Below are 11,833 nucleotides of genomic sequence, written 5' to 3'. Positions count from 1 at the left end.
TGTTCTTCCGTGAACCGTGAACGCTTCATGCCGTCCGTCTCCGTGTCGTGACAGACTCTACCAGAATCTGGAGGAAGTTCAGGGGCTCAGGTCACGACGCATCGTCGATTTTCGGCCAGTCGATTGCGGGCGGGGCCGCAGGCGCGGGCGCGTCGAGATAGGCCGACAGCGGCTCTGCCGTGTATCCGGCCTGGATCTTGCGGACATTGTCGATATCGGCGGGGTTGAAAAGCTGCGTCCGGTAAAGCGCGGTTGCGAACTCCGTTTCGGACTGGAACACCTTAGCGATGCCCTTTGGCGTTTCGCCCTTCCAGTCGGGGCCGGCGACGGCATAGCAGGCGGCGTCATTGCCGGTGGCGCGCGAGCCGATATAGCCGAAATTGAAGGTGTAGAGCGAGGTCAGCATCACCGAATAATAGCGATCCTTGTCGATTTCCGGCACGCACAGCACCACCGGTTCGGCGCGCAGGTCCATCCACAGTTCCGAGTAGGGGGTATCGCTGTTGGGGGTCACAATGGAGATATCGGCGGGCGTGAACACGTTGGATTCGTTATGCAGCGTGTTGAATGGCGCCTTGAACTGCGAATTGCCCGTGTCGATCGCCTGATCATACATCAGCTTGTAGAGATCCACCATCGGCAGGCCGTAGACGGTCGCCTCTTCGGCGATGGCGGCGGTATCGGCGGGTTGACCGGCGGCAGAGCCGCTGACCGGGACGAGAAGAAGGCTTGCAATCGCAATGCCTGTGACGAAGGGCTTGAACATCGGTTTTCCTCTCGCGCTCAGGGCTGCGCGTTCCTTGCGCGGCGGCCACTGCGATTTCATCCACGGAAAGGTCGTATCGTTACGACTGATGCGCACTATCGCGATGCTCTATGCAACCTAAAATATGTCTTAAGTATGTTGTGAACCACTATTGCATGTAAGTTGCGCGCGATGCTTTTGCGCGTGCTTGAGAGCGGCTATCTCCCGCTGAGGCTGGAAGCCGTTGCCCGGTATTCAGGAAATGACGTCCGCTGAGCGGAGCGGGCGATGATTTCCGTTCTCGGCGCCGGTTGATTTTTCTGTCCGATGCGTTATGCAGTTTAACTACATAACGTGTTCGAGGAACCGGATGATGAGCAGGCTTGTTCCGGCACTGACATTTGAGACCAGCGCTGGCGACCGTGCGGGCGAAGCGCGTTTCCGGCTTCTTGCGGAGATCGATCGTCTCGGTTCGATTTCGGCTGCCGCAAAGGCCACGGGCTTTTCCTACAAGGGCGCGTGGGATGCGGTGAATGCCATGAACAACCTGTTTCCGCGGCCGTTGATCGTCAAACGGGCGGGCGGCGCCAGCGGCGGCGGGACCGAAGTGACGGAGGAGGGCAGGCGTGCGCTTGCCGTTCACCGGCAGCTGACGGCAGCACTCGGTGAGGTGACGGCGCGGCTGGAAACCGTCATCTCCGCAAATCCCGGCCTTGCCCTTTCCGTCGACAACCTGTTTGGGAGCCCGTTCATGCGAACCAGCGCACGCAATTGCTATCATGGCGTTGTCGAGGCCGTGTCCCACGGCGCCGTCAATGCCGAAATCCTGCTGAAAATCGCTCCCGATGTCACCCTGGCCGTAATCGTCACGGAGGCAAGTGTTGCCAATCTCGCTCTTGAGCCCGGGGTTGAAGCCTATGCGCTGATCAAGGCATCGACGCCGATTCTGCTGGAGGGCGGCGACAATGTCGTGTCATCGGCCCGCAACCGGATCACCGGCACGGTGGTTTCCGTGGAACCCGGCGCCGTCAATGCCGAGGTTGTGCTCGATATTGGCGGCGGCAAGACGCTGTGCGCCATCATCACCGGCAAGAGCGCGGAAGCGATGGATATTGCCGCCGGCAAACAGATGACGGCTCTGATCAAGGCCTCCCAGATCATTCTGGCGCTGGGCTGAGGAATAAAACGTAAATTGCAACAAGGTGAGGACCCCATGAAACCCGTATACGCATTGTTGGCCGCCGCATTCGCTGTTCTTCCTGCAGGCTTTGCCGGTGCTGCCGAAACCAATGTTGCCGTTGCCGCCAACTTTACCAATGCGGCCAAGGATATCGCAGCCGCCTTCACGGAGGAAACCGGCGATACGGTGCTGTTGTCTTTCGGCTCCACCGGCAAGCTCTATGCACAGATTGCCAATGGCGCACCGTTCAGCGTTTTTCTGGCCGCCGATCAGGCCCGCGCGAAAAAGGCAGTCGATGAAGGTTTTGCCGTCGAGGGCAGTGAATTCACCTATGCCATCGGCAAGCTGGTCCTGTTCAGCGAAGATGCGGACCTCGTGGACGATAACGGCGCGGTGTTGAACGCGCCCGACAGTTTCAGCAAGCTTGCCATCGCCAATCCCGCTGCCGCGCCTTACGGAGCTGCGGCTGTCGAAACCATGACGTCGCTCGATGTTTATGATGCGCTTCAGCCGAAGCTGGTGCAGGGCGACAGCATTTCGCAGACCTTCCAGTTCGTCGCCACCGGCAATGCCGAACTGGGCTTTGTTGCCCTGTCGCAGGTAATCGGCGATGACAGCGGTTCACAATGGGTGGTGCCGGCGGAGCTGTACGAGCCGATCCGTCAGGACGGTGTTCTGACCAACGCCGGTGCCGACGATGATGTCGCAAAGGCCTTTCTCGATTTTCTGAAGGGTGACAAGGCCACCGCGATCATCGAAGGTTATGGCTACGCGGTTGAATAGGGCCTCAACCGGCACATGACGCAGACAGGAAAATCCGGAACCTGATGGCTGAAGCTGTCTTTCTCACCCTGAAACTTGCAATCCTGACCACCATTTTGCTGATGGTGGTCGGGATCCCGATTGCCTGGTGGCTGGCCCGCTCGAAAGCCTGGTGGAAGGAGGCGGTCGGGGCCATCGTTTCCCTGCCGCTGGTGCTGCCGCCGACGGTTCTGGGTTTTTATCTGCTGCTGTCGCTCGGCCCACAAAGCCCGCTCGGTCAGGCGATCAAGTCGGTTGTCGGCTTCACGCTGCCGTTTACCTTCACCGGTCTTGTGGTCGGTTCGGTGATCTATTCGCTGCCCTTTGCCGTTCAGCCGATCCGCAATGCGTTTGAGGCCTTTGGCGAGGAGCCGCTGGAAGCAGCGGCAACCTTGCGCTCTTCCCCGCTTGACCGGTTCTTCACCGTCGCGCTGCCGCTGGCACGGCCGGGTATCCTCACCGGCGCCATCCTCGGCTTTGCCCATACGGTTGGCGAGTTCGGGGTCGTGCTGATGATTGGCGGCAATATTCCGGGCGAAACCAAGGTTCTGTCGGTGGCGATCTACGATTATGTCGAGACCCTGCAATGGGGCAAGGCGCATGTGCTGGCCGGCGGCATGGTGGTGTTTTCCTTTATCGTCATCCTGTCGATGATGCTGATAGAGCGGCGCATGCGGAGCCGGCTGACATGAGAGCGCGCGAAACAGGCCTTGCCGCCCGCTTCGAGGGACATCTCGGCGCCTTCAAGCTTGATGTGGACCTCAATTTTCCGGTCAATGGCATAACCGCGCTGTTCGGGGTGTCCGGTTGTGGCAAGACCTCGCTTTTGCGCTGCTTTGCAGGGCTGAACCGTCTTCAGACCGGCCATTTTGCCATTGATGGCGAAGTCTGGCAGGACGGGACGACCTTCCTGCTGCCGCACCGCCGCGCTGTCGGTTACGTCTTCCAGCAGGCCAATCTGTTCCCGCATCTGTCCGTTCACGACAATCTGGTTTTCGGCCTGAAACGGCTTGGCCGGACCGAGCGAAATGTTGCGAAGGACCGTTTCGATCAACTGGTTTCGCTGCTCGGTATCGATCATCTTCTTGAACGCGCGCCGCGGAAACTTTCCGGCGGTGAACGGCAGCGGGTTGCTATTGGCCGCGCGCTTCTGACCGCGCCGAAACTGCTGTTGATGGATGAGCCGCTGTCTGCGCTCGACTTCGAAGCCAAACGCGAGATCCTGCCCTATCTGGATGGTCTGAGAAAAACGCTTTCCATTCCGGTTCTTTATGTGACGCATGCGCCGAACGAAGTTGCCCGGCTGGCCGATCATATCGCGGTGCTGGAAAACGGCCGCATCCTTGCCTCCGGCCCGCTGACTGAAACACTGGCCCGCCTTGACCTGCCGATCCGCCGGGAGGAAGGGGCCGGCGTGGCAATCGATGCACGGATTATCGAGATCGACAGCAAATGGCATCTTGCGCGCGTCGCCTTTGCCGGTGGTTCGCTCTGGGTGCGGGACCCGCAAAAGCCTGTCGGTGAAATGGTCAGGGTCATGGTGCTGGCGCGCGACGTTTCGCTGGCGCTTGCACCGTCGCGCAATGTCTCCATCGTCAATCATCTGCCGGCAAAAGTGCTGGAGATCGCCGATGGTGATCACCCCGCCGTTGTCGCGGTCAAGGTCGATGTCGGCGGCACGCCGCTGATTGCGAGGCTGACGGCTCGTTCTGCCGCAGCGCTCGCCTTGGAACCGGGAAAGCCGGTTTCCGCGCAGATCAAGTCCGTCGCGATCGTGGACTAAAGCTCAGGCCGCCGTATTTCAATCCGCCTGTCTTGCCTTCAGCCATGTCGTCGGGCTTTTTCCGGTTACGCGGGTAAATTCACGATTGAAATTCGACTTGGTGTTGAAGCCGCTTGCAAGCATGGCGGCGGTGACGTTGTCGCCGGTCTTCAGGCGTTCACAGGCGTGGTCGATGCGAAAGCGGTTGATATGGCGTGAGACGTTGTCGCCGGTGACGCGATTGACGGCGGCCGACAGCGTTTTTGCCGGTATCGAAAGCCTGCGGGAAAGGCGGGCCAGTGTCAGCGATGGATCGAGATAAAGCATTTCGCCTGACAGCAACGTATCAAGCCGGGTCATGATCGCAGCATCATCCTCCGTGGCCTCTGCCGGTGCGGGACGGATGGGGTCTTTCGGCTCGCCTTCGCCGAAGGCATTCGGTGAAAGGCTTAAAAGTCCTGCCGCCAGAAGCCCGGCTGAGGTGAAAACGCTGACGATCAACGGTTTGAGCGATGGCGTGCCTGCAAAAATGACATAGGCAATCAGGGTGTCGCTGACAGCGGAGATGATCAGGCTTGCGGCAATGCCGGCCCACAGCCATTGCGGTTGGCGACCTGCCTCCAGCCGGGCAAGCGGCAGGGCATCGCCGCCGGTCTTCAGCGCCAGCAATATGCGCAGGCCGTAGGACAGGAATATCAGCGGAATGATCGCGTCGACTGTCGCTGCGGCGAACACCACGCAAAACAGAGTGAAGGCAGGCGCGGCAAGATGGATAAAGTCCCGCCGCGGGCGCAGCGGCTCGATGAAAGACGAGCGGAAGGCAAGCCAGGCCAGCACCGGTACGAAGCTCGCCGTCACCGGCTGCACCGGGCGCAGAAACGCAACATTGTAGTACTGCACCAGTGCGACGATCAGCCCCTGGAGCGCGCAGGCGGAAAGCAGAACGGCAATTGCCAGCGGCCGCCGTTCGCCCGCAAGCATGCGCAACACCATGAAACCCAGCACCAGCGCAGTGACCAGTGGAACCGGAAGGACCAGCATATCTTCACCTCTCGATATGCCCTCCGATAGTCCAAAAAACGGTTCCGGGCGACCTGAAACCGGAAACAGGACGCCGGCTGCGCTGAAAAACATCAAAAAAGGCCGTCTCGAACCAACCAAAAGGTATCATTGATGAAACGGCTCATTCTTTCCCTCGTCGGTCTTGTCGGCGCTTTTGCGCTCTCCATGCCCGCTCTTGCCTCTGAAAACCTGCTGCCGGGCTATGAACGCATGATCGTTGCCAGTGCCGAGCGCCCGGCGCCGCTTGCAGCCACGCTCTGGTATCCGGCAAAGATCAGGAGCTATCGCGGCATTGTCGGCGGCAATGCCGTCTTTGAAGGTACGTCCGGCCTGATGGGCGCGCGGATTGCCGATGGCAAATTTCCGCTGTTTCTCTTCTCCCACGGCTCCGGCGGCAATATGGACAACAGCGCCTGGCTGATGGCGGCTCTGGCGGAAAAGGGCGCCATGGTGCTGGCGGTCAATCATCCGGGCAGCACGACGGGCGATTCGTCGCCGCGCGCCTCTGCCGTTCTGGACCGGCGCGCCGGCGATCTTTCGGCCGCACTCGATAACCTTCTGGCCGATCCGGTGCTGGGTCCGCATGTCGACCGTTCCGCGATCACGGCCATCGGGTTTTCGCTGGGCGGCGGTACGGCGCTCAATCTCGGCGGTCTGCGGTTCGATGGCTCGGCGTTTGCCGATTATTGCCGCGCAAGCCCGGCTCAACTCGACTGCGTTTTCATGGGCAAGGGCAATCTCGACCTTGACCGTCTGCCGGAAGGGTTTTCGGCCGATGGCCGCGATGAACGGGTGAAGAGCGTCATCGCCATCGATCCCGGCTTCACCTATGCGGCGACGGCAGACAGCATTGCGGCCATGAAGCGTCCGGTTCTGGTGATCAATCTCGGAGAGAAGAACCTGATGAAGGCGGCAGATGTTTCCGCAAAGGGCAGCAATCTTGTACCGCGCCTGCCGGATGCCGCGCGTGTCGTGATCGCGCCCGCCCATCACTTCACCTTTCTGGCCGAATGCAAACCCGCTGGCGCGGCCCTTCTGGCGGAGGAACAGGACGATCCGGTCTGTGACGACCCTAAGGGCGCTGATCGCGCTGACGTTCATGCGCAGATTATCGATGCCATAACGGAATTTGCCGGGCTCTGAAGCATTCGCCTCATTCCGGAACCGTTCGCGAGGTGCTCAGGTGCCCCGCGACGGTATCTTCTTTTCGAAATGACGGAAGACCGTCACCAGAATGCCGGTCAGGCAGAGATAGAGGAAGGCGAGGAACAGCAGCGGCTCGTAGGTGAGGTAGGTCGACTGGCGGATGTCGCCGACAACGGCATAAAGATCGATAACGGTGATGGTAGCGACCAGCGGTGTGGATTTAAGCTGGACCACGGTTTCACCCGCAAGGGTGGGCAGAGCCCGGTGCAGCGCGCGCGGCAGCCATATCCGGGTCAGCACCTTCCAGCGTCCCATGCCATAGGCGCGGGCGGCCTCAAGCTCGCCGTGGGGCACCCCGGCAAAGGCGCCGCGCATCACCTCGCCCTCATACCCGGCATAGGAAAGCGTCAGCGCCAGAAGCCCGTATGGCCATGCCTCCCGCAGATAAGGCCAAAGGAAGGAGTGGCGGATTTCCGGAATGCCGGGAAACAGCGAGCCAAGCCCGTAATACAGCAGCCAGAGCTGCAACAGCAGCGGCGTTCCGCGGATGACCGTGCAGAAAATCCGTGCCGGCCAGGACAGAATACGCGGCCCGGTGACCTGTACCAGACCGAGCGGCACGGCCATCAGAAAACCGAGCGCGGTGGAGGAGACCAGCAGCAGGATGGTCACCCAGAGCCCGGCCAGCAGCATATCTGCATATTGCGGCAGCCAGTCCCAGCGCATCTTTACGGCCATCAGCGCAAGCAGCGCCAGCGCCACGGCCATGATCGCGATCCTGTGTGGGCGCAGCAGGGCCGAGAACTTCGGCCGCGGCGGCGGCGTTTCGATGCCGGCGAGGTCGTCGGGCTGTTCGCTCACGTCTGCCTCCTCTTCATGCCACGGCTGGCGCGGCGTTCAAGGAGCTGGAGCAGGACATTGGAAATCAGCGTGACGGCGAGATAAAGCACGCCGGCGGCGGAGAAGAACAGGAAATATTCGTGGGTCACACCGGCGGCCTGCCGCGTGGCCAGCGTCAGTTCGGTGAAGCCTACAACGGCCAGCAGCGCGGTATCCTTGGTGGTCACCAGCCAGAGATTGGCAAGGCCCGGAATAGCGTGCGGCAGCATGGCCGGCAGTGTGATCCGCCGCATGATCATGGCCGGCGGCATACCATAGGCCCGGCCCGCCTCGATCTGCCCCGGTGGAATGGCAAGGATGGCGCCGCGCAGAACCTCGGTGGAATAGGCGCCCTGAACGAGCCCGATAACGAGAATGCCGGCCAGCATGCCGGAGATATCGACAGAGGAAAAGCCAAGGGCCGTCATCAGATTGTTGAGCGCGGCGGTGCCCGCATAATAGAGCAGGACGATCAGCACCAGTTCAGGAATGGCGCGCACCACCGTGGTGTAGATTTCCATAAGGTCCCTGATGACCGGCCCGCCGTAAAGCTTGCCGGCCGAACCGAGAATGCCGATCACCTGACCGAGCGCGAAGCCACCGGCTGCAACCTCAAGCGAGGTGACGAGCCCTCGCAGAAGTGCACCGCCCCATCCGGGCGGTGACAAGGCAAGAAGCTGAAATCCTGTCAGTTGTTCCAAATTTCTGTCCGGTCTGTCGTGCAGGTATCAGGATCGGTGATCCGAAAGGCGGATGCCGCTCTTTATAGTTCGCCAGCGGCTGGAAAGCTCGAAATCCCCTCAGAGCCATGTCCGGGCATGGCCCGCATATCCATGAGCTGCTGCCTTGTGGCCCCTCGGGCCGGACCCGAGGGGGATGCCGAATGGCAGGAGAGGCGCATCCGCGAGGTAACGGGCGGTGCCATGCGCAGCCGCCCGCCCTTTGATCAGTCGCCGTAGATGTCGAAGTCGAAATAGCTCTTGGTGATTTCCTCGTAGGTGCCGTTTTCGCGCACGGCGGCGATCGCGTCGTCGAACTTTTCCTTCAGGGCCGTGTCGCCCTTGCGCAGACCAAGGCCGATGCCGGGGCCGTAGATCTCGACATCCTGCTCGACGGTGCCCATCATTTCGCAGCACATCTGCCCGTTATCGCTTGTCAGGAAGGGCTGCAGGGTCACGAGGTCGGCGATTTCCGCGTCGATACGGCCGGCATAAAGGTCCTGGTTCACCTCGTCCTGGGTCTGGTAGGTCTTGATCTCGGCATCGGGGAAATGCTTTTCGGCATAGGCCTGATTGGTGGTCGAGACCTGAACGCCGAGCACCTTGCCTGCAAGGCTTTCCGCGGTCGGTTCAATGCCGGAACCGCTCTCTGCGACGATGGCACCGGGCGTGCTGTAATACTTGTCGGAAAAGGCGATCTGCTCCTCGCGTTCGGGCGTGATCGACATCGACGCCAGGATGGCGTCGATCTTGCCCGACGTTAGTGCGGGGATGAGACCATCCCAGGCGATAGGGGTGATTACGCAATCAAGAGCGGCCTCGTCGCAAAGGGCGTCCATCAGGTCGACTTCCCATCCGGTCCAGTTGCCGGAGGCATCGGGCACGGTAAAGGGCGGGTAGGGCTCGGCGGCAACGCCGACCTTGACGGTTTCAGCGGATGCCGCGCCGGCCAGGAGTGTGGTGCAGGCCAAAGCGCCGATCAGTGCGGATGTGAATTTCTTCATGTTTTCGGTTCCCTCTGTTGTGAGTTTCGCCCGGTCCGGAGTGCGCTGAATGCGACCCGTTCCGGCTATTGCACGGAGCTGATGAACTTTCTCAGCCGTTCGGATTCTGGATTGTCGAAGACGGTCTGCGGCGCGCCCTGTTCTTCCACGCGGCCGTCATGCAGGAAGACGATTTCGCTGGCGACTTCGCGGGCAAAGCTCATCTCGTGGGTGACAAGCAGCATGGTGCGGCCTTCCTCGGCAAGATCGCGGATCACCGTCAGCACCTCGCCGACAAGCTCGGGATCGAGCGCCGAGGTCGGCTCGTCGAACAGCATCGCCTCGGGCTGAATGGCGAGCGCACGCGCAATCGCCGCGCGCTGCTGCTGGCCGCCCGACAGGAAAGCGGGATAGGCGTCGCGTTTTTCGTAAAGGCCGACGCGGCGCAGTATGGTTTCAGCTTCGGCGATGACTTCGTCGCGCTTGCGGCCCAGCACATGCACCGGCACTTCGATCACATTCTGCATCAAGGTCATGTGTTGCCAGAGGTTGAAATTCTGAAACACCATGGCAAGCCGGGTGCGGATGCGCTGTATCTGTTTGCGGTTGGCCGGCATCAGCCCGCTGTTTCCGTCGGGCTTCATGGCGATTTCCTCGCCATGAACGCGGATACGGCCGCGTGTCGGCCACTCCAGCATATTGATACAACGCAAGAGCGTGGATTTTCCCGAGCCGGAGCCACCGATAATGGCGATAACCTCACCCTGTCGGGCCTTGAGCGATACGCCTTTCAGCACTTCCAGATCTCCAAAGGACTTATGGAGATCATCGACGGTGACAGCTTCTGCGAGGTCACCATCCCTCGGATTGTCTTCAGCCTTCATAAAACGTTTTGCCGTTCCCGGTGCGCCGGCGGTCCGGGCACTTCTTGCGGTGCGCTCGACCCGGCATTCAAAAATCGTTGTTTCGCATTATTACTACACTTGCGAGCTTATTATGCAAGTGTATAACTAGGGAAGAATTCGCAGAACTGGAGATGAATGGAATGAGTTTCGGAGCCCAAACCATGGCGCGGCCCATTCGGCGGCTGATCATGCGCAAGCCGGGAGAAAGCCTCAGAATGGCCGATCCGGCCGCCTGGCACTACGGCGAGACATTCGATGCAGAACGTGCAATCCGCCAATATGCCGATTTCGCCGATCTGGTCGCTGCCTCGGGCGCGGAAATCCTCTGGTACGAGGACAATGGCGACGGATTGGCCGATGCGATGTTTACCCATGATCCGTCGCTGGTTGCCGACAGCGGCGCAATCCTGCTCAATATGGGCAAGCGGCAGCGCAAGGGCGAAGTGGATGGTCACGAGGCGATCTACCGGGATGCGGGCATTCCCGTGCTCGGGCGTCTTTCCGGTTCGGGGACTGTCGAAGGGGGCGATTGCGTCTGGCTCGATGAGCGGACGCTTTGCATCGGCCGTGGTGTGCGGTCCAATGCCGAGGGGATCGACCAGGTGCGCAGGCTGCTGGCGCCGCATGGCATTTCTGTGTTGAGCTTCGATCTGCCGCTCTGGCAGGGGGAAGAGGCCTGTCTGCATCTGATGAGCGTGATTTCGCCGCTGGCCGACAAGCTTGCTTTGGTGTTCGCGCCGCTTTTGCCAGCACCGTTTTATCAGCTGTTGAAGCAGAAGGGTTATACGCTTGTCGAAGCGCCGGAAGATGAATTCAGGGCCTCGAACGGCCTCAATCTCAATGTGCTGCCGACAAAGCCGTTCGATGTGATTGCAGTTGCCGGTTTCGACAAGACCAAAGCCGCGATGGAAGCCGCTGGCTGCACCGTCAGCACGTTCGAAGCCGATGCGCTCTGCATTGCATGTGAAGGCGGCCCGACCTGCCTCACGAGGCCGATCCTGCGAGACTGAGATGAGCCGCAAACCCTTCCGCCGCGCCGGTGATGCCGAACGACGTGCAGCCCTGATCGAGGCGATGCTGGATTGCATCGCCGAGGGTGGCATCCAGAACGCGACGGTGAGGGAAGTGGCGGAGCGCGCCGGCGTTTCCGGCGGGTTGATCCGCCACTATTTTGCGACCAAGGAACAGCTTCTTCATGCCGCCTATCGGCAGACCATGGCGGCGATGACGGAGATTTCGGCCACGGCCGGAATAGCAGACGGCAAGAGCGGGCGGGAAAAGCTGAAAAACTTCGTTGCCGCCTGCCTGACGCCGCCGATGATCGACGCGCGACGGCTTTCGCTCTGGGCGGCGTTTATCGCCATGGCGCGGATCGATCCGGCCATGGGGGCGATCCACCGGGAAAACTATCTTGAATACCGGGCGTTGATCGAACGCTTGCTCGCCGATGCCTGGCGGGAAGCCGGACGGGTGGTCGATCCATCCGAAATCCGGCGGCTGGCGATTGAAATCAACGCCGTGCTGGACGGGCTCTGGCTCGAGGGGTCGCTGGCCGGCGACATCTTCGAAGACCGGGAGCTGCTGAAGGCGGGGCTTCATTCGGTGGGGGCGATTACCGGCCTTTCGCTCGATGAAATTGAAGGGTGAACTG

13 protein-coding genes are annotated in these 11,833 nt (G+C 60.9%); 7 read left to right on the top strand and 6 right to left on the bottom strand.

Annotated elements, in window-relative coordinates:
• Window positions 1-91: 91 nt before the first annotated feature.
• Complete coding sequence (locus ABID12_RS16325; protein ID WP_435528244.1) at window positions 92-766, bottom strand: DUF1254 domain-containing protein; 675 nt, start codon at window positions 764-766, stop codon at window positions 92-94.
• Between the two features lie 352 nt (window positions 767-1,118).
• On the opposite strand from ABID12_RS16325, the gene ABID12_RS16320 reads away from it, so the two are divergent.
• From ABID12_RS16320 to modC, 4 genes are read left to right on the top strand one after another with little or no spacing between them, the layout of a single operon-like run.
• Window positions 1,119-1,922, top strand: coding sequence for a TOBE domain-containing protein (locus ABID12_RS16320; RefSeq protein WP_354435134.1), 804 nt, complete (start codon window positions 1,119-1,121; stop codon window positions 1,920-1,922).
• Window positions 1,923-1,958: 36 nt separating this feature from the next.
• On the top strand, window positions 1,959-2,708 hold the full coding sequence (gene modA / locus ABID12_RS16315; RefSeq protein WP_354435133.1) for a molybdate ABC transporter substrate-binding protein: 750 nt from the start codon (window positions 1,959-1,961) through the stop codon (window positions 2,706-2,708).
• A gap of 44 nt (window positions 2,709-2,752) precedes the next feature.
• A complete protein-coding gene (gene modB / locus ABID12_RS16310; RefSeq protein ID WP_106302820.1) occupies window positions 2,753-3,418 on the top strand; it encodes a molybdate ABC transporter permease subunit in 666 nt (221 codons plus the stop codon).
• Complete coding sequence (gene modC / locus ABID12_RS16305) at window positions 3,415-4,509, top strand: molybdenum ABC transporter ATP-binding protein (protein ID WP_354435132.1); 1,095 nt, start codon at window positions 3,415-3,417, stop codon at window positions 4,507-4,509. Before modB ends, modC begins: the two co-directional genes overlap by 4 nt.
• Window positions 4,510-4,527: 18 nt before the next feature.
• On the opposite strand, the gene ABID12_RS16300 is transcribed toward modC, so the two are convergent.
• Window positions 4,528-5,529 carry a helix-turn-helix domain-containing protein gene (locus ABID12_RS16300; protein ID WP_354435131.1) on the bottom strand — a complete coding sequence of 334 codons (1,002 nt, stop codon included), beginning with the start codon at window positions 5,527-5,529 and terminating at the stop codon, window positions 4,528-4,530.
• A gap of 132 nt (window positions 5,530-5,661) precedes the next feature.
• Between ABID12_RS16300 and ABID12_RS16295 the strand changes: the two genes are divergently transcribed.
• Window positions 5,662-6,693 (top strand): alpha/beta hydrolase family protein, encoded by a 1,032-nt coding sequence (locus tag ABID12_RS16295; RefSeq protein WP_354435130.1) that lies wholly within the window; start codon window positions 5,662-5,664, stop codon window positions 6,691-6,693.
• 36 nt (window positions 6,694-6,729) lie between these two features.
• Here the strand turns inward: ABID12_RS16295 and ABID12_RS16290 are convergent, their stop codons facing one another.
• From ABID12_RS16290 to ABID12_RS16275, 4 genes are all read right to left on the bottom strand, one after another.
• A complete protein-coding gene (locus ABID12_RS16290; RefSeq protein ID WP_354435140.1) occupies window positions 6,730-7,464 on the bottom strand; it encodes an ABC transporter permease in 735 nt (244 codons plus the stop codon).
• Between the two features lie 89 nt (window positions 7,465-7,553).
• On the bottom strand, window positions 7,554-8,276 hold the full coding sequence (locus tag ABID12_RS16285) for an ABC transporter permease (RefSeq protein ID WP_106302811.1): 723 nt from the start codon (window positions 8,274-8,276) through the stop codon (window positions 7,554-7,556).
• A gap of 245 nt (window positions 8,277-8,521) precedes the next feature.
• Entirely contained in the window at window positions 8,522-9,298 is a 777-nt protein-coding gene (locus ABID12_RS16280; RefSeq protein WP_354435129.1) for a transporter substrate-binding domain-containing protein, read from the bottom strand.
• A gap of 65 nt (window positions 9,299-9,363) precedes the next feature.
• Complete coding sequence (locus tag ABID12_RS16275) at window positions 9,364-10,161, bottom strand: ABC transporter ATP-binding protein (protein WP_354435128.1); 798 nt, start codon at window positions 10,159-10,161, stop codon at window positions 9,364-9,366.
• Window positions 10,162-10,343: 182 nt separating this feature from the next.
• On the opposite strand from ABID12_RS16275, the gene ABID12_RS16270 reads away from it, so the two are divergent.
• Entirely contained in the window at window positions 10,344-11,192 is an 849-nt protein-coding gene (locus ABID12_RS16270; RefSeq protein WP_319519017.1) for a dimethylarginine dimethylaminohydrolase family protein, read from the top strand.
• Window position 11,193: 1 nt separating this feature from the next.
• Window positions 11,194-11,829, top strand: coding sequence for a TetR/AcrR family transcriptional regulator (locus ABID12_RS16265; protein ID WP_354435127.1), 636 nt, complete (start codon window positions 11,194-11,196; stop codon window positions 11,827-11,829).
• Window positions 11,830-11,833 lie beyond the last annotated feature (4 nt).

The organism is Martelella mangrovi, assembly GCF_040545495.1.
In the GTDB taxonomy this organism is placed as follows: domain Bacteria; phylum Pseudomonadota; class Alphaproteobacteria; order Rhizobiales; family Rhizobiaceae; genus Martelella; species Martelella mangrovi.
Note: the sequence above shows the minus strand (reverse complement) of the source record. Positions and strands in the feature narration are given on the sequence as shown.

Excerpts from the sequence above, each read along its gene's own strand:
- ABID12_RS16325 (WP_435528244.1), bottom strand. The coding sequence starts at position 766 with ATGTTCAAGCCCTTCGTCACAGGCATTGCGATTGCAAGCCTTCTTCTC.
- ABID12_RS16320 (WP_354435134.1), top strand. The coding sequence starts at position 1,119 with ATGAGCAGGCTTGTTCCGGCACTGACATTTGAGACCAGCGCTGGCGAC.
- modA (WP_354435133.1), top strand. The coding sequence starts at position 1,959 with ATGAAACCCGTATACGCATTGTTGGCCGCCGCATTCGCTGTTCTTCCT.
- modB (WP_106302820.1), top strand. The coding sequence starts at position 2,753 with ATGGCTGAAGCTGTCTTTCTCACCCTGAAACTTGCAATCCTGACCACC.
- modC (WP_354435132.1), top strand. The coding sequence starts at position 3,415 with ATGAGAGCGCGCGAAACAGGCCTTGCCGCCCGCTTCGAGGGACATCTC.
- ABID12_RS16300 (WP_354435131.1), bottom strand. The coding sequence starts at position 5,529 with ATGCTGGTCCTTCCGGTTCCACTGGTCACTGCGCTGGTGCTGGGTTTC.
- ABID12_RS16295 (WP_354435130.1), top strand. The coding sequence starts at position 5,662 with ATGAAACGGCTCATTCTTTCCCTCGTCGGTCTTGTCGGCGCTTTTGCG.
- ABID12_RS16290 (WP_354435140.1), bottom strand. The coding sequence starts at position 7,464 with ATGGCCGTGGCGCTGGCGCTGCTTGCGCTGATGGCCGTAAAGATGCGC.
- ABID12_RS16280 (WP_354435129.1), bottom strand. The coding sequence starts at position 9,298 with ATGAAGAAATTCACATCCGCACTGATCGGCGCTTTGGCCTGCACCACA.
- ABID12_RS16275 (WP_354435128.1), bottom strand. The coding sequence starts at position 10,161 with ATGAAGGCTGAAGACAATCCGAGGGATGGTGACCTCGCAGAAGCTGTC.
- ABID12_RS16270 (WP_319519017.1), top strand. The coding sequence starts at position 10,344 with ATGGCGCGGCCCATTCGGCGGCTGATCATGCGCAAGCCGGGAGAAAGC.
- ABID12_RS16265 (WP_354435127.1), top strand. The coding sequence starts at position 11,194 with ATGAGCCGCAAACCCTTCCGCCGCGCCGGTGATGCCGAACGACGTGCA.